This is a genomic window from Paraburkholderia sartisoli (genome assembly GCF_900107685.1).
In the GTDB taxonomy this organism is placed as follows: Bacteria; Pseudomonadota; Gammaproteobacteria; order Burkholderiales; family Burkholderiaceae; genus Paraburkholderia; species Paraburkholderia sartisoli.
Genome location: NZ_FNRQ01000007.1, coordinates 220,093 through 238,696, shown reverse-complemented (window position 1 = coordinate 238,696; position 18,604 = coordinate 220,093). Strand labels below are relative to the sequence as shown.

14 protein-coding genes and 1 pseudogene are annotated in these 18,604 nt (G+C 65.8%); 10 read left to right on the top strand and 5 right to left on the bottom strand.

From position 1 onward, the window contains the following. Positions 1 to 140 precede the first annotated feature (140 nt). From BLV45_RS20910 to BLV45_RS28125, 3 genes are all read right to left on the bottom strand, one after another. Entirely contained in the window at positions 141 to 1,205 is a 1,065-nt protein-coding gene (locus BLV45_RS20910; RefSeq protein WP_090536009.1) for an HAD family hydrolase, read from the bottom strand. Between the two features lie 64 nt (positions 1,206 to 1,269). Further along, positions 1,270 to 2,526: a formylglycine-generating enzyme family protein gene (locus BLV45_RS20905; protein ID WP_090536007.1), complete on the bottom strand. Its 1,257-nt coding sequence runs from the start codon at positions 2,524 to 2,526 to the stop codon at positions 1,270 to 1,272. A 341-nt stretch (positions 2,527 to 2,867) separates the two neighbouring features. Beyond that, positions 2,868 to 2,996: a hypothetical protein gene (locus BLV45_RS28125; protein ID WP_281246324.1), complete on the bottom strand. Its 129-nt coding sequence runs from the start codon at positions 2,994 to 2,996 to the stop codon at positions 2,868 to 2,870. Between BLV45_RS28125 and BLV45_RS20900 the strand changes: the two genes are divergently transcribed. The 7 genes and pseudogenes from BLV45_RS20900 to BLV45_RS20870 form a co-directional block, all read left to right on the top strand. After that, positions 2,995 to 3,954, top strand: a complete 960-nt coding sequence (locus BLV45_RS20900) for an AAA family ATPase (protein ID WP_090536005.1) — start codon at positions 2,995 to 2,997, stop codon at positions 3,952 to 3,954. The genes BLV45_RS28125 and BLV45_RS20900 overlap by 2 nt on opposite strands. A 63-nt stretch (positions 3,955 to 4,017) precedes the next feature. After that, on the top strand, positions 4,018 to 4,968 hold the full coding sequence (locus BLV45_RS20895) for a DUF58 domain-containing protein (protein WP_407671046.1): 951 nt from the start codon (positions 4,018 to 4,020) through the stop codon (positions 4,966 to 4,968). Further along, entirely contained in the window at positions 4,965 to 5,504 is a 540-nt protein-coding gene (locus BLV45_RS20890; protein ID WP_090536002.1) for a DUF4381 domain-containing protein, read from the top strand. The genes BLV45_RS20895 and BLV45_RS20890 overlap by 4 nt, the downstream gene beginning before the upstream one ends. Continuing rightward, positions 5,491 to 6,531 carry a vWA domain-containing protein gene (locus tag BLV45_RS20885; RefSeq protein ID WP_090536000.1) on the top strand — a complete coding sequence of 347 codons (1,041 nt, stop codon included), beginning with the start codon at positions 5,491 to 5,493 and terminating at the stop codon, positions 6,529 to 6,531. The genes BLV45_RS20890 and BLV45_RS20885 overlap by 14 nt, the downstream gene beginning before the upstream one ends. After that, entirely contained in the window at positions 6,521 to 8,125 is a 1,605-nt protein-coding gene (locus BLV45_RS20880) for a vWA domain-containing protein (protein WP_090535997.1), read from the top strand. The genes BLV45_RS20885 and BLV45_RS20880 overlap by 11 nt, the downstream gene beginning before the upstream one ends. Next, complete coding sequence (locus BLV45_RS20875) at positions 8,122 to 9,495, top strand: BatD family protein (RefSeq protein WP_090535995.1); 1,374 nt, start codon at positions 8,122 to 8,124, stop codon at positions 9,493 to 9,495. The genes BLV45_RS20880 and BLV45_RS20875 overlap by 4 nt, the downstream gene beginning before the upstream one ends. Positions 9,496 to 9,544: 49 nt before the next feature. Further along, positions 9,545 to 9,811: pseudogene (locus BLV45_RS20870) on the top strand (hypothetical protein); the annotation flags it as partial. 89 nt (positions 9,812 to 9,900) lie between these two features. Here BLV45_RS20870 and BLV45_RS20865 read toward each other — a convergent pair. Next, the gene (locus tag BLV45_RS20865; RefSeq protein ID WP_090536331.1) at positions 9,901 to 10,659 is read right to left on the bottom strand and encodes an SH3 domain-containing protein; all 759 of its coding nucleotides are present in this window, start codon (positions 10,657 to 10,659) and stop codon (positions 9,901 to 9,903) included. A gap of 135 nt (positions 10,660 to 10,794) precedes the next feature. On the opposite strand from BLV45_RS20865, the gene BLV45_RS20860 reads away from it, so the two are divergent. Continuing rightward, on the top strand, positions 10,795 to 11,649 hold the full coding sequence (locus BLV45_RS20860) for an oxidoreductase (RefSeq protein ID WP_090535994.1): 855 nt from the start codon (positions 10,795 to 10,797) through the stop codon (positions 11,647 to 11,649). Positions 11,650 to 11,658: 9 nt separating this feature from the next. Here the strand turns inward: BLV45_RS20860 and BLV45_RS20855 are convergent, their stop codons facing one another. Next, on the bottom strand, positions 11,659 to 15,012 hold the full coding sequence (locus BLV45_RS20855) for an adenylate/guanylate cyclase domain-containing protein (RefSeq protein WP_090535992.1): 3,354 nt from the start codon (positions 15,010 to 15,012) through the stop codon (positions 11,659 to 11,661). Positions 15,013 to 15,220: 208 nt separating this feature from the next. Here BLV45_RS20855 and BLV45_RS20850 point away from each other — a divergent pair, with 208 nt between their 5' ends. Then, on the top strand, positions 15,221 to 17,455 hold the full coding sequence (locus tag BLV45_RS20850; protein ID WP_090535990.1) for a SulP family inorganic anion transporter: 2,235 nt from the start codon (positions 15,221 to 15,223) through the stop codon (positions 17,453 to 17,455). A gap of 298 nt (positions 17,456 to 17,753) precedes the next feature. Next, positions 17,754 to 18,329: a DUF1349 domain-containing protein gene (locus BLV45_RS20845; protein WP_090535987.1), complete on the top strand. Its 576-nt coding sequence runs from the start codon at positions 17,754 to 17,756 to the stop codon at positions 18,327 to 18,329. Positions 18,330 to 18,604 lie beyond the last annotated feature (275 nt).

Sequence of the window (18,604 nt, the reverse complement as noted above, 5' to 3'; positions counted from 1 at the left end):
CTAGAGAACAGGTTCATCGTGTTGCTCCAATGGAGTTGGCTCCAGCTCGAACGGCGCGCCTGGCGGGCGCTTTCTCATGGATCGCGATGTCTGCGAACGGCCTCGTACCCACCGCTTTCTCATCCCGCACCGCGGGTTGTCTACTGCTTCGGTGCCGGATAAATCGTTGCCCAGTCGTCCTTCATGCTCACGACCGTCCAGCCATCGGCGACGGCCTCGTCCCACGCCTTGTCGAGCTTGCCGACCTTCGACTGGCGGTCGTACGCGAATTCGCGCGCCGCGTCGTCGTGATGAACGAGGAGCGCCAGATGCGGACCCGTTCCCGACGCGGTGTACTGCAGCATTTGCAGATCGCCGTCGGAATTGCCGAATGCGAGAATGGGCTTGCGACCGATGTTGCGATAGATGCCGACCGGTTTGCCCGGACCGTCATCGACAAAATCGAGTTTCGGCATGCGCACGAGCACGGGCTGGCCGTCATGCGTCTCGAACTGCACGAGCTGGCTGGAACCGATCACCTGCTCGGGCGGGATGCCGTACACCGTCTCCGCCCACGGCCGCATGAACTCGATCGTGCCGCCCGACACGATGAACGTCCTGAATCCGTTCGCGCGCAGATACGCAAGCAGCTCCAGCTGCGGCTGATACACGAGTTCGGTGTACGGCCGCCTGAACTTCGGATGCTGCGCGGTGGCGAGCCACTTGCGGATGGTCGCGTCGTACTCGTCGACGGTCATGCCGCTGTTCGCGGTGCCAACCAGTTCCATCAGCGCCTTCTGCTGGCCGGCGAGCGCGGCATGGTCTTTCGCGACGAGCGCCTTCCAGGCGGGATTGTTTTTCCACTCCGGATGGTTCGGCGCGGCGGCCTTCACCTGGTCGAGCAGGAACACGAACTGGAAGTAGAGCGGCTGTTCGCTCCACAGCGTGCCGTCGTTATCGAAGACCGCGATCCGCGCGGCGGGCGCCACGTACGTCGGCGAGCCTTCGCGCGTGACGTCGCCGACGAACTTCACGATCGACTGTTTCGCCGCGCCATCGCGCCACGAGGGCAGCGCCGTGGCCGCGTTCGTCGCGCCGGTGGCGTTCGTCGCCGATGCGGCCGTGCCGCCCTGGCCCGCGCACCCCGCGAGGCTGAAGGCGACCAGTGCGGCACCCGCCACACGCCACACACGACGCAACCCGCTACGACGACGAGGCAACTTCATCCAGACTCCCGTTGATGGTGTGTATCCGAAGCGCACAGGCGGAAACGGGTAGCAGAGGGGTGGCTCAACCGCCTGGCGATGTGGCCTGACCGGCCATCTGTTGCCGTTTGTGCAGCTCGGCCCACTTGTCTTCGTCCATCGCGAGCCGGAAGCCGAGATGCGACATGCTGTTGTACGGGTCGGTGCCGCGCCGCGCGCTCGGACGATAGCTCAGGCAGTACGCCTCGTTGCAGAGGAACGAGCCGCCGCGCGTGACGCGCTTCGGCGCATCCACGGGCACGCCGGGATCGGCCGGGTCCCACGAAACGGTCGGCCCTTTCGGGTTGTCGATCACAGCGCCCGTCGACGCTTCGCGACGGAACTGGTCGGCGCGATACCAGTCGGCGACCCATTGCCATGCGTTGCCGGTCATGTCCGACAGGCCGTAGCCGTTGGCCGGGAAACTGCCGACCGGGCTCGTGCCGAGCGCGCCGCCCGCCTTCGGATTGACGACCGGGAAGGCTTGCGGCTGCTGGCCCTGCCAGACGTTCGCCATCTGCTTGCCGTCCGGCGAGAACTGGTTGCCCCATGCGTAGGTTGCCTGGTCGAGCCCGCCGCGCGCGGCGAACTCCCACTCGGCTTCGGTCGGCAGGCGCTTGCCGGCCCACTTCGCGTAGGCCTCGGCATCTTCGTACGAAACCTGCACGACAGGGTGATCGTCCTTGCCTTCGATCGTGCTGTCCGGTCCGGTCGGGTGACGCCAGTTCGCGCCCGGCACATAGCGCCACCAGCGCGAGTAGTCTTCGAGCGGGACCGGCTGGTTCGTACCGACGAACACCATCGCGCCCGCCACCAGCGCGCTGTCCGGGGGACGCGGCGTATCAGGTGGCAACTGGGGTTTGAGCGTCTCCCAGTCGGGCTTTTTTTCTGCGGTCGTGACGTAATGGGTTGCTTCGACGAACTTGCGGAATTCGGCGTTCGTGACGTGATGGCGATCCATCCAGAACGCATGCACGCGCACGCTGTGCGCGGGGCGTTCGTTGGCCTGCGCCATTTTTGCGTCGCTGCCCATCAGGAACTGGCCGCCGGGAATGAGCGCCATGCCGAGCGGGCCGTGCGTGCCGTCACCGTAGACAACCTGCGGATGCGGCTGCGCATGCGATGAAAGCGCCCATACGACACCCGCGCCGATGGCGGCAGGCAGCAGCACGAGCGCGGCGCCCCACAGCAGCAGCCTGCGAAAGGGCGTTGGGCCCGCCTGGGAAGGACGTTGGGATGGAGGGGATACACCGGGCTGAAGGGTCGCCGCGCCGCCTGCTGCTACCCGCTTTCTTCCGCTCATGGCTCTCGTCCTGTACGCCGGTGAGCGTGCCGCACGGCGTCGATTGCCACGCGCTGCACCCGCACCCGTTTAAACCCTCAACGCTTCGTCTTGACGCAGGCTCGTGAGCCGGGTCCGGCGAAACAGATTCGTAACCGCGTGGGTGCCGTTCTGAGCGCTGGCCACCCTTGACTGTCTGCCTGTTTCTGAACGACGCACGTTTGGATGCGAGATGGCACGTGCAGGTAAAGCGGTGAAACTCCAGCATTCGCGTTTCAATGCAGCGGGCATTTACCGTTGCCGTTTGATTTTGCGCTGCATGGTAATTTCCGGAAACAGGCTAACAATTTTCTGATGACATTTCACGCTTTTTTTAATGTGCGATGCGCTTTGACGAATGGCTCAAGCTGCTTTAACGTCTCTGGCGTCAGGCTTTCGTTGTACGACCGCGCTCGATTTAAAATGAAATAATCAGGGGAATAGACAGCCATGCGTGAAACTATCCTGCGCTTCGAGGCGGGCGTGAACGAAGCGGTGGTCGGGCAGGAGGCGGTGGTCAGGCAGATCCTGATCGCGCTGCTGGCCGACGGGCACGTGCTGCTCGAAAGCCTGCCGGGGCTAGCCAAGACACGCACGGTCAAGGCCATCGCGGCACGGCTTGCCGCGGTCATGCGGCGCATCCAGTTCACGCCCGACCTGCTGCCGTCCGACATCACGGGCGGCGAAACGCTCCTGCAATCGGGCGCCGAGCGGATTCTCACGTTTCAGCCCGGGCCGATTTTCGGCAATCTGATTCTCGCCGACGAAATCAATCGCGCGCCGGCCAAGGTTCAATCTGCGTTGCTTGAAGCGATGGAAGAACGCCAGATATCCGTGGCTGGAAAGACACACACGATGCCCGATCTTTTTCTGGTAATGGCGACGCAGAATCCAATCGAACAGGAAGGTACCTATCCATTGCCCGAAGCGCAAATGGACCGCTTTCTGTTCAAGGTGTTGATTAGCTATCCGTCGCCGGAAAGCGAGCGGGAAATGCTGCGGTTATTGCGCCGCGAAAATAACGACGCGAAACCGGCAGTCGATACGCTTTCACAGGAGATTGTTTTTTCCGCGCGAAAGGCGATCGGACAGATTACGGTGGCGCCCGCCATCGATGAATATATTGTGTCGCTGGTGAATGCGACGCGCCATGCCGGCGCGCTCGATTCCGCCATCGGCAAATGGATCGAAATCGGCGCGAGCCCGCGCGGCGCGATCGGGCTCGACCGCGCGAGCCGGGTCCACGCCTGGCTGGATGACCGCACGTTCGTCACGCCCGACGACGTGCGCGCGGTCGTGCATCCGGTGCTGCGGCACCGGCTGATCCTGTCGTACGACGCGAACGCGGAAAACGTCAGCGCCGATGCGGTGATCGACCGGCTGATCGAGAAGGTCGCGGTGCCGGCGTGAGCCGGGCGCGACACGCCTGACGCAGTCGACACACTGGAAAGGGGAGATGTCGTGGCAGCGGAGTTGGGACCGGCAACCGGCAGCGTGTACGTCGACGCCGCGCATCTCGCGAGGCTGGAGTTTCGCGCGCGCGGTCTGAGCTTCGTCGCGCCCGCGCCGGTGTCGAGCATTCTGTCGGGCAATCATGCGTCGCGGCTGCGCGGGCGCGGGCTGAATTTCGAGGAAATCCGCGGCTATCTGCCGGGCGACGACATCCGGCATCTCGACTGGAAGGTGTCGCTGCGCACCGGCAAGCCGCAGATCCGCGCATACACCGAAGAGCGTGACCGGCCGCTGCTGGTCGTCGTCGACCAGCGCATGAGCATGTTTTTCGGCTCGTCGCGTGCGTTCAAATCGGTCGTCGCGGCCGAAGCGGCGGCGCTTGCGGTATGGATGGGATTTGCCGCGGGCGATCGCGTGGGCGGCGTGATCTTCAACGACAGTTCCGTGGTCCCCGTGCGGCCGTTGCGCAGCCGGACCCGCATCAAGACGCTCTTCGGCACGATTGCCCGCATGAACCACGCGCTGCACGCGAACAGCGCGGCGCGCACGAACTACAGCCAGCTCGACGATGCGCTCGAAGGCGTGCTGCAGCTCGCCGGGCACGACTATCTGGTGTGCATCATGAGCGATTTTGCCGGTGCGGGCGAGCGTACACGCCAGCTGCTGCGGCAACTCGCCCGGCACAACGACGTGATCGCGACGATGATCTTCGATCCGCTCTGGCAGCGCATGCCCGACCATCGCGCGCTGGTGGTGAGCGAAGGACAGTTGCAGGTGGAACTGCGTATCCAGAACGAGCGCGTGCGCGCGCCGCTCGCGAGTCTCTTCAGCGGACGCACGGCTGAAGTCGCGGAGCTGCTGCGTTCGAGCGGCGTGCCGCTGATGGCGCTCTCGACCGACGAGCCCACGGTCGAGCAGGTGCGGCGTCTGTTCGGCGAAAGGGCAAGACCGTCTGCCGGGAGCGGCATATGAGCGCCGCTGCGGATGCTGCTTTAGCTGCTGCGCTGGCGCCCGCGAACACATCGCTCGCGCTGCAGCCGCTCAAGGAACTGTCACTGCCGGCGCCGGTTTCGTGGGCGCCGCAAACCGCTGGCTGGCTGATCGTCGCGCTCGCTTTGCTTGCGCTCGCGGCGTGGGCGGCCTGGATCGCGTGGCGTCGTCACCAGAGGGAACGCTACCGGAAGATCGCACTCGCCGAACTCGACGCGCTCGCCGCGCGCCTGAACGACGCGCCGCATCGCGCCGCCGCACTCGCTGCCATTGCGCCGCTCATCAAGCGGACCGCGCTCGCCGCCGCGCCGCGCGAGCGCGTCGCGGCGCTGACGGGCGACGCGTGGCTCGCGTTTCTCGCGCGCACGCGCGGGCAGTTCGACGCGCGAAGCGGCGCCTTGCTGTCGCTTCTGAGTTACGCGCCGCCCGAAACGCTTGCCACGGTTTCACAACACGATGCCGAAGCGCTGGTCGGACACGCCCGCGACTGGATCCGCGATCATCATGTGGAAATTTGATTTTCCGTGGGCGTTCCTGCTGCTGCCCGTGCCGCTCCTCGTGTGGTCGCTGGTGCCCGCGTGGCGCACGACGGCCTCTGCCGTGCGCATGCCGTTCTTCCACGAAATGGCCGAGGCGGCCGGCGAAAGGCCGGCGCCCGGTGGCGTGCGCCTGCGCCGTAACTGGGCCCAGCGGTTGATGATGCCGGTGTTGTGGGTGCTGCTTGTCGGCGCGGCGGCGAAGCCGGTCTATGTCGAGGCGCCTGTCACGCACGAGGAACCCGCGCGCGACCTGATGCTCGGCATTGATCTGTCCGACTCGATGAGCACGCGCGACTTCGTCAATACCGCGACGGGCGAGCGCATGGACCGTCTCACGGCGGTGAAACGCGTGCTCGCGGATTTCGTCGCGAAACGCAAGGGCGATCGCATCGGCCTTGTCGTCTTTGGACAGGCCGCTTATCCGCAGGCGCCGCTGACGCTCGATCACGACAGCGTGCTGATCCTGCTGAACCAGATGCAGATCGGCATGGCCGGGCAGCGCACCGCGATCGGCGATGCGATCGGCTTGACGGTCAAGCTGATGGACAAATCGGCCGCGCAGGAAAAGGTGCTGATCCTGCTGACCGATGGCAACGACACGAGCAGCGCGATTCCGCCTGAACGTGCCGCCGAAATCGCGAAGGACCACAAGCTGGTGGTGTACACGATCGGTATCGGCAACCCCGATGCAACCGGCGAAGACAAGGTCGACCTGGACGCACTGCAGAAAATTGCCGACATCACGGGCGGCCGCGCGTTTCGCGCGCTCGGCAACCAGCAGGAACTGGCCGACGTCTATACGACGCTCGACCGCATCACGCCGGAAAAGGTGAAGCGTGAAATCTACCGGCCGCAACGCGACTACTACTGGATTCCGCTCGCGCTCGCGCTGCTGGTCTACACGCTGTATCACTGCCTCGCGCTGGTGATCGCGATGATCCGCGCGCCGCGCGAGGAAGCGGCGCCCGGGCGTGTGAAGATGGGCGAGGCCGGTCATGGCGATTGATCTCACCGCGTTTCATTTCCTGCGCCCGCTCTTCCTGTGGCTGCTCGTGCCTGCCGTGCTGCTGCCCGTGCTCTGGTTTCGTCGCAACAACGTGCGCGCGCGCTGGCGCAACATCATCGCGCCGCAGTTGCTGGAACACCTGATCGTGAGCGACGCGGGCCGCCGGCGGATTCAGCCCGTGCATACGCTTGCGCTCTTCATCGCGATCGGCGCGATTGCGGTGGCCGGGCCGACGTGGGAGCAGGAGCGTCCGCCGTTCGATCAGGACAAGGCGCCGCTTGTCGTCGTGCTCGAAGTGGCGCGTTCGATGGACGCGACCGATGTCGCGCCGACGCGTCTGGAGCGAGCGAAACAGAAGGTGCTCGATCTCGCGAACGCACGCAAGGGCGCGCGCACGGGGCTGGTCGTGTTCGCCGGCTCCGCGCATCTCGTCGTGCCGCCCACCGAAGATCCCGCGATGCTGGAACTGTATCTGCCCGCGCTGTCGCCTTCCGTGATGCCGCGTGACGGGAAGGATGCGGCCGCGGGTCTCGACATCGCCGAGCATCTGCTCGCGAAAGATCCGGCGACGGGCACGATCGTCTTCATGAGCGACGGCTTCGATGAAAAGCAGACCGAGGCCTTCGTGCAGAAGGCGAAGAATACGCAGCATCAGTTGCTGTGGCTCGCGGTTGGCACCGAAAACGGCGGCCCGATTCGCGGTGCCGACGGGCGCATCGAAATGGATGCGCAAGGGTTGCCGCTGATGGGCACGTTCGACGCGGAAGGTATCCGCAAGGCCGCGCACGAAGCTGGCATTCCGCTCGCGAGCATGCGCGCCGACGATGACGACGTCGCGTGGGTACAGCATCGCGCGCAGGCCGCGCTTGAGGAAGCGGATGAATCGAAGCGGATTCCGCGCTGGAAGGAAACCGGCTACTGGCTGGTGATTCCGCTGCTCGCGCTGGCGCTGCTCGCATTCCGGCGCGGCTGGACGGTGAAGTGGCTGCCGGTCGTGCTGATCGCGCTTGCCTTCAGTTCGGCACCGCGCGAAGCGCACGCGGCTTCGCCGACGGCGTCGTGGCAACGGCTCGATCTTTTTGCCACGCACGACCAGCAGGGCCGCTGGTATTTCGAACACGGTGATTACAAGGCGGCGGCCGGGCACTTCGACGATCCGATGTGGAAAGGCCGCGCGCAGTATCTCGACGGCGACTACGCCGCCGCGTTGCAATCGTTCTCGCGCCTGAAAACGGCGCAGGCGTATTTCTACATCGGCAACACGCTCGCGCATCTCGACGATTACGCGGGTGCGCTCAAGGCATACGAAAGGGCGCTTGCGATGCAGCCCGTGTTTCGCGAGGCCACCGGCAATCGCGACCTGATGCGCAAGCTGCTCGCACAGCCGCAACAGGAACCGCAAAAGGACGAGGAAGACGAAGAGTCGGACGAAGTGAAGATCGAGAAGAAGAAAGGCAAGCTCGCGCAAAGCACGCTGATCGCGACGCCTTCGGAGGACGTATGGATGCGAAGCCTCAACACGTCGCCGGCGGCGTTTTTGCGTCAACGCTTCGAGCAGGAATCGGGTGCTGATACGACGGGGACGGCGCAATGAGGCTGCCGGGATTGATCCGCCTGCTGCTTGCCACAACGTGCGCGATAGTCGTGCTGCTCGCCACGGGCTCCGCGCGCGCCGACACCGCGCCGCGGTTGCTGGCGCGCGCGCATCTCGAACCGGCGGGACCGGTGGTGGCCGGAACGCAGGTCAAGCTGGTCGTCGATCTGCTGACGACCACATGGTTCACCGAGGCGCCGGCCTGGCCGCTCTTCACCGTGCCGGGCGCGATTGTCAGCCTGCCCGACGAGCAGGCGGCGAATCTGCACGAGGTGATCAACGGCGTGAGCTGGTTCGGCGTGAGCCGCGCGTACCGGATCGCGCCGCAAACCGCGAAGACGTTCGACATTCCGCCCGTGATCATCGATGTCTTTCCCGGCGGCATGAGCGGTATGAGCGGCGCGACGGGCGCGTCGAAACTGACGACGCCGCCGCTCAAGCTCGTCGCGACGGTGCCTGCGGGCGCCGAAGGCATGCGCGTGTTTTTCCCGACGCCGAAGCTGACCGCGACGCAGAAAATCGAACCATCATTAGCGCGCGTGAAAGTGGGCGACGCGATCACGCGCACGATTACACAGACCGCGGCGGGCACTGAATCGATGCTGATTCCGCCGGTCGATTTCGAACCGGTGGCAGGGCTCAAGCAGTATCCGAAACCGCAGGCGACGAAGAACGTCGTGCAGGATCGCGTGGGGCTCGTCGCTGGCGAGCGCACCGACACGATGACGTATGTCGTCAATCGAAGCGGACGCTACACGCTCGCGCCCGTGACGATCGAATGGTGGAACACCACGACGCGGAAGAAAGAATCGATCGTGCTGCCCGCGGTGAGTTTCTCGGCGGTTGCAGTGAAGGAAAAGCCGCTCTTCGATATTCCCGTCGACGCAATCGAAAGGGGCGCGGCGCACCGCATCGTCGTGATCGACCGGACACAGGGGGTGATCGCGGCGCTCGTGCTGACCGCGATGCTTGCGCTTGTGTGGGCGTATCCGCGGCTACGCGCGTTGTTCGGGCGCGTGAGCGCTTCGGTTGCGGCGGCGCGCAGGCGTTACGCGCAGGGCGATGCGCCGGCCTGGCGGGCGTTGCGACGCGCGGCGCGCAACGGGTCGCTGGAGGAGACCATTCCGCGGCTTTATCGATGGATGGATCGAAGCCCGGATTTCGCGCACCCCGCGCGCGTCGATGCCATCGACGCCACGCAAGGCGCGCCGCTCAAGCGGTTGATCGAGGCGGTCAGGGCGTACTATGCGGGCCGCGCGGGTGCTTCGCTGCAATGGAACGAGACAGAGACGGCGCTGCGTCGCGCGACGAAAAAGGCCCGCAAAAAGCGCGCGGAAAAGCCGCCGCTTCCGCCGTTGAACGAATACTGAACCGCACACAGCACAGCGGTGCAACGTGGTGAAACAGAAGGAGGGTGTCGTGATACGCAAGCTGCTCAATGCGTCGCGCCTGCAGACGGAAGTGAGCCGGCGCATTCATCGCATTCATGAAATCGTCGAGGACGGCGTGAAGATCCGCGTGCCGCGTCCGCAGAAGACGGAGCCCGATGCGTCGGGCTGCAACTGGACCATGAAGCACTTTGGCGGCGCGATCGGCTACGAACGCGACATCGAAACGGTGCTGAAGGCCGTGCGCGCGGAATACAACCTCTCCGACGTGGAAGAGAAAGACGGATCGAGTCTTTTTCCTGGCTTGCCCGATTCCGGTTGCGCGCATCTTCTATCATCCGCTCCCGCGGTTGACGCGGGAGCGGGTGGTTGCCTGATGGACTCCGCTCAACGCGGAGGCGGCTGCTGTCCAGAATGACCACCGCCGCCACCACCACCATGGCCCTGCGGCGGGCCGGAATGGCCGCCACCACCGCCACCGCCGCCATGTGAAGGCGGTGGTCCGGAGGGATGTCCACCCCCGCCGTGGCCTTGCGGCGGGCCGGAATGGCCGCCTCCGCCGCCACCACCGCCATGTGAAGGCGGGGGCCCGGACGGATGTCCGCCGCCGCCGTGCCCCTGCTGCTGTCCACCGTGCCCATGCTGCGGTCCCCCATGCCCCTGCTGCGGTCCCCCATGTCCCGGCGGCGGCCCGCCATGCCCAGGCGGGCGTCCACGAGGCGGCGGTGGCGGAGGCGGCCGACGCTCCCAGCGCGGCTCGTCGTGGTACCACGGACGATCGCGGTAATAGCGTCCCCAGTACGTGCCGATCGAAAACGTCACGATCGGAAAGCCGATGGTCGGCCCGTAGGTCATGATGGGCACGCTGCTGCCCTGATACGGGTAACTGAGATTTGCGCCATAGACCCAGCCGCGCACGTTGGACACCTCGACGTCACACCATGAATAGCCGCTCACGCAGCCCATCACCTGCACGGGTACGCTGCCCGGCAACTGCGAGACGACCGGATACTCCTGCGATGGCCCGGCATACAGGTTCACCGGACTGTTCGTGTACGCCTGCGCGGGCTGTCCGTAAGATGCCCCAGGCAGCATCAGCAGTGCGGCCGCACCTGCGCACAGGCCGCCGACAAATGGCTTTCGCATTGTTTCTCCCATGACGGACTCCGTCGCGAAGTCCTGTTTTTTGTTACCGTAGTGATCTGATCAGCACGATGCGGGCCTGACGCCTTCGTGCCCCTCATTTTCTGTTTGTCTCCCCCCACCCACTGGAGTTCTCTCATGATGAATCGAGACGATCCTGTATGGCTCATCACAGGCTGCTCGACCGGATTCGGCCGCGAACTGGCAAAACTCGTGCTGGAGCGCGGCTGGCGCGCCGTCGTCACGGCACGCGACGCATCGAAGGTACAGGACATCGCCGAAGCGCACAAAGGGCGTGCGCTGGCGCTCCCGCTCGACGTGACGAAGCGCGGGCAGATCGATGACGTCGTCGCGCAGGCGACGCAGCAGTTCGGCCGCATCGACGTGCTCGTGAACAACGCGGGCTACGGCTATCTCGCCGCGATCGAGGAAGGCGAGGACGCCGCCGTGCGCGCGATGTTCGAAACCAATGTGTTCGGCCTCGTCGACATGACGAAAGCCGTCTTGCCGCAGATGCGCAGGCAGCGCAGCGGCCTGATCGTCAACGTGTCCTCGATTGGCGGCATCGCGAGTTTTGCCGCCACCGGTTATTACCACGGCACGAAATACGCGGTGGAAGGCATTTCCGAATCGCTCGCGCTGGAAGTGAAGCCGCTCGGCATCGATGTGCTGATAGTCGAACCGGGACCGTTCCGCACGAACTGGGCGGGGCCGTCGATCAAGGAATCCGCCACCCGTATCGCCGATTACGACGCAACGGCCGGCGAGCGGCGCAAACAGACGGCGGCGCGCAGCGGCAACCAGGCGGGCGATCCGGTGCGCGCGGCGCAGGCGATCATCGACGCCGCGCTGTCCGACCGGCCGCCGTTGCGCCTGTTGCTCGGCAAGACGGCGCTCGACCTCGCGCGCGGCAAGATCGATCTGCTGCGCGGAGATTTCGACGCGTGGGAAGCGGCGACTGTCGGCGCGGACTTCCCGGAAAACGAGCGGTAATTCGCGCGTCTACGATGGGGCGGCACCGGTCGCGTCGATGTCGCCGTAGCGGGCGAGGGCGGCATCCACGGCAGGCCGGTAGCGGCCGTAGCCCGCTTCGGCCAGCGCGTCGCGAACCCGTTCGAGTTCGCGGCGCGTCGCATCGTCCTTGTGCCCTTGCAGCACGCCCGCCAGCACGCGCCCGCGCGCGGCGAAAAGGTCCGCCCATGGAAGCGGCTCGGCATGCGTGTAGCGTTCGAGCGCCGCGACGTAGTGCAACGCGCCTGAAGCGTCGCCCGCGGACAACGTCGCCTCGATGGCATCGCGATAGAACCACAGATGGTTGTGGCCCACCGCGCCGTGTCCCAGCAGGTCTTCACCTTCGGCGAGGCATTGCATGCGCTCCGCGTCGTCTTCCACTGCGCGGGCCAGTGCGCCCAGGGTCTTCGGTCCGGTGAACTGCGCGCCGATCTCGCGTGCGATCGCGAGCGCCTCGCGCAACAATGCAACGGCTTCGCCGCGCCGGCCTTCGTCGAGCAAAAGACGCGCCTGCATCTCCATCGCCTGCGCCACGAAGCGCCGCGCGCCCAGCTGATGCGAAAGCTGCAGCGCGCGTTCGAGATGAACCCGCATCGCGGTGGTGTCGCCCAGCTCGTGGCTCGCGAACATGCCCATCGTCTCGCCGAGCATCTCGGCGCGCGGCTGTCCGACGAGTCCCGCAACACGCGCGGCAGCGGCGCCGTCTTCGAGCGCGAGTCGCGCCTCGTTCAGATAGACCCGGCTGAATCCAGCCATCGAGCGGTTCGCGACTTCGATGCGTCCGAAACCATGTTCGCGGGCAAGCGCGACGCAGCGGCTGAAATGATCGAACGCCGTGCGCATGCGGCCCTGCGCATAGGCCGCATCGGCAAGGCCGCCGAGCGCGCGTGCTTCCGCTTCCGCCGAACCCGAACGACGCGCATACACGAGGCCCTGCTCGTGCCCGGCGCGGCATTCGTCGATCCGGCCGAGTGGAAAGAATATGTTGCCGCGCAGATGATGCAGCCGCGCGAGTTCGGGCACGAGATCGAGGCGCTCCGCGATCTGCTGCGCGGCGTCGATCAGCGCGAGCGCTTCAGTGAGCCCTTCGCTGACCCGCAGCCCTTCCGCGAGCCCGAGTTGCGATTCGCACAGGCTCGCTTCGTCCGGCGCCATCGCCATGGCTTCGCGACAGGTCGCGATCGATCCCGCGATGTCGCCGAGGTCGCGCTGTAGTTCGCCTTTCAGGCAGAGCAGTGCGTGACGGTCGGTGTTCCGTTCCGCGATCGCGAGACCGCGCTCGACGAGACGCAGCGCCGAATCGGTGAGATACGCGGCGCGTTGCGCGGTTGCGGCTTCAAGGAGCGCGCGCGGTGCGCGATCGTCGCCGGCACGGTCGAGATGCTGCGCATGCAGAACCGGGTCGCTCGCGGCGAACCATTCGGCGGCGCGCTGATGCAGCTCGCGGCGGCGCGCGCGCAACGACGTCGAATACGCGCCTTCCTGGATCAGCGCGTGGGCGAAGAGGTAGTCGTCGCCCTCGGGCAGCACGAGCGCGTTGGCGACGAGACCGTCGCACACATAATCGGGCGCGTCGATGAGCCGGCGCAGCAGCGCGAGATCGAAGCGCTGGCCGATCACGGCCGCGGCCTGGAACGCCTGGCGATCGAGCGGCGCGAGGCGGTCCATGCGCGCGAGCACGAGGCTCTGGATCGTCGCGGGCACGGCCTCGCCGCTGCCTTCTTCCGCGTTGCGCAGCAACTGTTCGAGAAAGAGCGGGTTGCCGCCCGCGCGATCGACGCAGGCGAGCGCGATACGCTGTGTCGCATCGATGAAGGTGCCGGCGAGGCTCAGCGCCTCGTCGCCGCGCAGCGGACCGAGATCGATCGTGGCGAGCGGCGTGCCGCGACAGCTCGCGCGCCACGCGGCGTCGAGCGGATCGCCTTCGGCGCGCGACGTCATCACGAGCAGGCCCGGTCCGTCGGCGATCGCCGTCGCAAAGGCAGACAGATAGCCGGGCATCCGCGGATCGGCCCAATGCAGATCTTCGACGACGATCATCGTCGGTTCGCGCCTGCACGCGTGCAGGGTGAGCGTCGCGACGACGGCGCGCTGGCCGCGGATGCGCGCGGCGTTGTCCATCGCGTCATACAGCGTGCGCCATTCGCCCGCCTGCGGCACGTCGAGCAGGTCGTGAAGAAACACGCGCTGCGCGGGCTCGATGGTACCGGAAGCGACGGCGTGCGCGACGGCTTCCGCGCGCTCGTTCAGATTCGAGGTGGACGTGAGCCCGAGCAGGCTGCCGACGATCGCCCGCAACGGGCCTTGCTCCTTGCCCGTGCCGAAGTCGAGCACGAGCGCGCGATGGATGCCGAATCCCTGCGCCGCCGCGAAGCGGCGCATTTCGTCGACGAGACGCGTCTTGCCGATGCCGGCGTCGCCGCGCACATACACAACCTGTCCGGCGCGCTGCTCGACGCACGCGCGCGCGATGCCGTGAAACTGCTCCAGTTCCGCCTTACGTCCGACGAATTGACTGCGGCTCGCGGCCACGGCATCGGCCGCGATACCCTGCAGACGCCAGACGCGAACGGGCGTGTCGATGCCCTTGAAGCGCATTTCACCGGCGGCATCGACGGATACGATGTCACCCAGCGCGCGCTGCACGCTGTCGGAAAGCAGCGTCTCGCCGGGACCCGCCGCCGCGACCAGACGCGCCGCGAGATTCACCGAATCGCCGAGTACCGTGTAGTCCTGCGCATCGGCGCGTCCGAGCGTACCCGCCACGACCTCGCCGCTTGCAATGCCGACGTGTACCTTCAGCGGGCGCGCGGCGGTTGTGCCTAGCCCGGCAAGCGCTTCGTGAATGTCGAGCGCGGCGCGGGCCGCGCGCAGTGGATCCGTGTCATGCGCGCGCGGCGCACCGAAGATCGCCATCACGGCGTCGCCGATGTGCTTGTCGATCGTGCCGCCATAGCCGAGCACGATGCCGTCGACGAGCGCCGTATAGCGCCCGGTCAGCTCGCGGAGTTCCTCCGGGTCGAGCGTCTGTGAAAGCGCCGTAAAACCGCAGAGATCCGCGAAGAGTATCGTCACCTGCCTGCGTTCGCCTGAAGGCGTCGCCACCGCGGCGGTGGGTGCGACGGGCGCGACGGGTTCCGTGCCGGGGGTGGGCGTCGCCACTGCGGCGGCGTTGCCGGAAATCGCTGCCAGGATGCGCTTGCGATGGCCGAGCGAGACCACGCCGAGTACGTTGAGATCGGCGTCGGTGAGTTGCGGGAGCATCGCCATGTCGATATCGTTCGCGGCAAACGCATCTGCGTATTGTCCAAGCCCTAACGCATCGAGCCACTGATCGATATTCATCGCCGTCGCCTAAAGCGGGTTTTGCAGCGAACCCGCTGGGCGCGGGCAGATTCCGGTGCAGGCAGACGCACGAAGGTGCGCCACCGGCTAGTGTACGTCGCGCACTTTTAAGCGGGTGCGGGATGCGGTGCGGAAATTGACACGTTCTGGCGCAGCGGCGGATACTCGTGCGGCCAGGAGTTGACCCGCAGCCATCGGGAGAGCGCCCGTGAAGTCAGGTCCAACCGCTTCCGCCACCGATGCCCGCATCCGGCCGCGTTTCACCGCACTGATCGGTGACCTGGGCGCGGGTGCGGTGTCGACGCTGGTCATGCTCTGCTACGCAATGAGCCTCGGCACGATGATCTTCAGTGCCGATCTCGCGCGTTACGCCGAACTCGGCGTGCCGACGGCGCTGGTCAGCTGCGTGGTCACGGCACTCGTGATCGCGCTCACCAGTTCGATGCGCGCGAACATCGGCGGCCCCGACAGCAACGCGACAGCGTTTCTTGTCGGCGTCGCGGCGGGCGTGGCGAGCAGCGTGCGCGCCAATGGCGGTTCGCCGCGCACCATTCTGCTGACCGTGCTCATCGCGATTGCGCTGTGTTCGATCGTGACGGGCATCATCCTCTTTGCAATCGGTTCGTCGAAGCGCAGCCGCTCGTTGCAGTTCCTGCCCTATCCGGTGGTGGGCGGTTTTCTCGCGGGCACCGGTTACCTGCTGCTGGCCGGCGCCTTTCGCGTGATGACCGGCGAAGCGCCGCAGTGGAACACGTTGCCCTCCGTGCTGGTGCATCTGCACTGGCTCGCGTGGGTGCCCGCGGTGATCATCGGCGTGTTGCTCACCGTGCTGTCGCGCGTGTGGAATCACGCCGCCGTGTTGCCGCTGACGCTCGCGTGCGGCATCGCGCTGTTCTATTTTCTGCTGAACGTCGCGGGCCTGTCGGTCGAAGACGCGCGGCACATGGGCCTGCTGTTGCCGCACGTGCCGCTGCACGCGATCCAGCTGCCCGAGCTGCATCTGCGCGCAACGCTCGCGCAGGGCGCGATCGACTGGCCGGCGATCGGCTCGCATCTGCCGGAGACGCTCGTCGTGACGTCGGTGTCGGCGATCACGATCCTGATGAATTCGACCGCGCTCGGCGCCGAAACCGGCGAGGAAGTCGACCTGAATCGCGAGATGCGCGCAGCAGGCATCGCGAACATCGCAAGCGGGATGCTGGGCGGCATGGTCGGCTATCAGTCGTTCAACCGTTCGCTGCTCAACGTGCGCACCGGTGCGACGAGCCGTATGGCGGGTGTGTTCGCATCACTCGCGTGTCTTGTCGTGCTGGCCGTTTCGCCGGACCTCGTCGCGCTCTTTCCCGTACCTGTTCTCGTGGGCCTGCAGTTTTTCATGGGCCTGCGGCTGCTGGTCCAGTGGCTGTTCGTTGCATACGGCCGGTTGAACTGGCATGAGTACCTGCTCGTGCCGGTTATCCTGGGCGTGATCGCGTTTTATGGCGTGGTGGCGGGCGTCGTGGCCGGTGTGATTGCGGCGTGCGTGATGTTCGCGCTGCTGTATGGCCGCGTCAGTTGCGTGCGCATGGAATTCGATGCAAGCACGCGCACGTCGAACGTCGAGCGCAGCATCGAGGAGATGCAACAGTTGCACGAACTCGGTCCGCAGGTGTGCGGCGCGTGCCTGCAGGGGTTTCTGTTCTTCGGCACCGCGAATTCGATCCTGCAGCGCATGCGTGAACGGCTGGCGGCGCGCGGCGCGGCGCCAGTCCGGTTTGTCGTGCTCGATTTCGCGGCGACGAACGGCATGGATGCGTCGGTGTCGATCGGTTTCGTGAAGTTGCGGCAAATGTGCGCGGCGCACGACGCGGATCTCGTGCTGACCGCGTTGCCCACGCGCTCACGCGACCTGCTCGCGCGGACCGGCACGCTCAATCTGCGGATTCACCAGTTCGCGACGCTCGATGCGGGCCTTGAATGGATCGAAGGCAGGTTGCTCTCGCCTTATGTAAACCTGGTTTCACCTGGCGAGGAAAATTTCGAGGCGACGCTCGCGCCGCATTTTTCGCCTCGGGCGCTCGATGCGTTGCTGGCATGTCTCGAAGTGCGGGAGCTTGAAGCGGGGCAGCCGCTCTTTCGTCGCGGCGAGGCGGGCGACGCGATGTATCTCGTCGAACGCGGGCGCGTGACGGTGTCGTTGCCGCTGATGGATGGCCGCACGATTCGTCTGCGGTCGTTCGGGCCGGGTACCATCGTCGGTGAAATGGCGGTGTACACGCAGAAGGCGCGCAGTGCGGATGTGTGCGCCGATGGTCCCGCGCGCGTGCGGCGGCTTTCGCTTGCGACACTGCGCGCGCTCGAACAGGACGATCCGCTGACCGCGCAGCAGTTCCATCGCTTCGTGGTGAAGGTGATGGCGTCGCGGCTCGCGGCGGCCGACGAAGCGTTGCGCGCCGCGCATTAGCACGCTACGTGTGAAACGTCGTGGGGAACGGGGGCGGGTGATATAACGGGTACCGTGCGGGTCCATGATGTCGTGGCCGCTTTCAGCAACACGTTGCATGGGACCAGAGTAAGAGCTTTGCATGGGATCAGAGTAGCGCGCTAAAGCGCGAACTCTGATCGACAGCTGAAGCGCCAACTCTGGTCGACCGCAACAAGTTGCATGGGGCTGGAGTAAGCGCTATGGGGCTGGAGTAAGCGCTAAAGCGCTAACTCCAACCGACACGCTAACTCCAGCCGACACAGGAGACACACCAACCATGTTCAACCAGTGCGAATGGCTGAACGAGCCCGCCACCTGGGTTCTGAAAGACGACCGGCTGCGTGTCACGACAGATGCCAGCACCGACTTCTGGCGCAAGACGCACTACGGTTTCGTGCGCGATTCCGGGCATTGTTTCGGCGCGCGCACCGAGGGCGATTTCACGGCGCAGGTGCATATTCGCGGCGGCTTCGAATCGCTGTACGACCAGGCCGGACTGATGGTGCGCATCGATGAAGCGAACTGGGTGAAGGCGGGCGTTGAATTCACCGATGGCGCGCTGTTGCTGAGCAGCGTCCTGACCGTCGGACAATCGGACTGGGCCGTCGGATCGAGCCTCGCGACGGCCGGCGAATTCTGGCTGCGCGCGACGGTGTCGAAAGGCGTGCTCAAGCTGCAGTTCTCGACGGATGGCAAGACATGGCCGCTTCTGAGGCTCGCGCCGTTTCCTGTTGCGCCAGGCTATTTCGTCGGGCCGATGTGTTGTACGCCGGAACGCGCGGGCCTCGTCGTCGATTTCGCGGACTTCGAGGTCGGGCCGCCGCGCGAGAAGGATCTGCACGATCTCACGTAACGCCGCGATCCCTCCGCGGGATCGATGCGCGTTGCCCGGTGACGCGCTTGCGCCGGATGCGACCCGCACTCATGCCGACCGGAATGCCCATTATTTTCCAATAAGAAACACTGGCTTTCCATCGGGCCACGCCGGCATGGCGGTTGTCGCCGGTCTTCCGGGAGGCGCAAGGGGAAAAGGGCTGACCGGTGCCGCATCGGACCCTTCATGGTGGCCTCAAGGCTCCGGCATACCCCGGGGTTGTCGCCATAAAACCCACCGTGTATAGTCACCGG

Excerpts from the sequence above, each read along its gene's own strand:
- BLV45_RS20905 (WP_090536007.1), bottom strand. The coding sequence starts at position 2,526 with ATGAGCGGAAGAAAGCGGGTAGCAGCAGGCGGCGCGGCGACCCTTCAG.
- BLV45_RS20885 (WP_090536000.1), top strand. The coding sequence starts at position 5,491 with ATGTGGAAATTTGATTTTCCGTGGGCGTTCCTGCTGCTGCCCGTGCCG.
- BLV45_RS20890 (WP_090536002.1), top strand. The coding sequence starts at position 4,965 with ATGAGCGCCGCTGCGGATGCTGCTTTAGCTGCTGCGCTGGCGCCCGCG.
- BLV45_RS20880 (WP_090535997.1), top strand. The coding sequence starts at position 6,521 with ATGGCGATTGATCTCACCGCGTTTCATTTCCTGCGCCCGCTCTTCCTG.
- BLV45_RS20855 (WP_090535992.1), bottom strand. The coding sequence starts at position 15,012 with ATGAATATCGATCAGTGGCTCGATGCGTTAGGGCTTGGACAATACGCA.
- BLV45_RS28125 (WP_281246324.1), bottom strand. The coding sequence starts at position 2,996 with ATGGCTGTCTATTCCCCTGATTATTTCATTTTAAATCGAGCGCGGTCG.
- BLV45_RS20900 (WP_090536005.1), top strand. The coding sequence starts at position 2,995 with ATGCGTGAAACTATCCTGCGCTTCGAGGCGGGCGTGAACGAAGCGGTG.
- BLV45_RS20910 (WP_090536009.1), bottom strand. The coding sequence starts at position 1,205 with ATGAAGTTGCCTCGTCGTCGTAGCGGGTTGCGTCGTGTGTGGCGTGTG.
- BLV45_RS20845 (WP_090535987.1), top strand. The coding sequence starts at position 17,754 with ATGTTCAACCAGTGCGAATGGCTGAACGAGCCCGCCACCTGGGTTCTG.
- BLV45_RS20875 (WP_090535995.1), top strand. The coding sequence starts at position 8,122 with ATGAGGCTGCCGGGATTGATCCGCCTGCTGCTTGCCACAACGTGCGCG.
- BLV45_RS20865 (WP_090536331.1), bottom strand. The coding sequence starts at position 10,659 with ATGCGAAAGCCATTTGTCGGCGGCCTGTGCGCAGGTGCGGCCGCACTG.
- BLV45_RS20860 (WP_090535994.1), top strand. The coding sequence starts at position 10,795 with ATGATGAATCGAGACGATCCTGTATGGCTCATCACAGGCTGCTCGACC.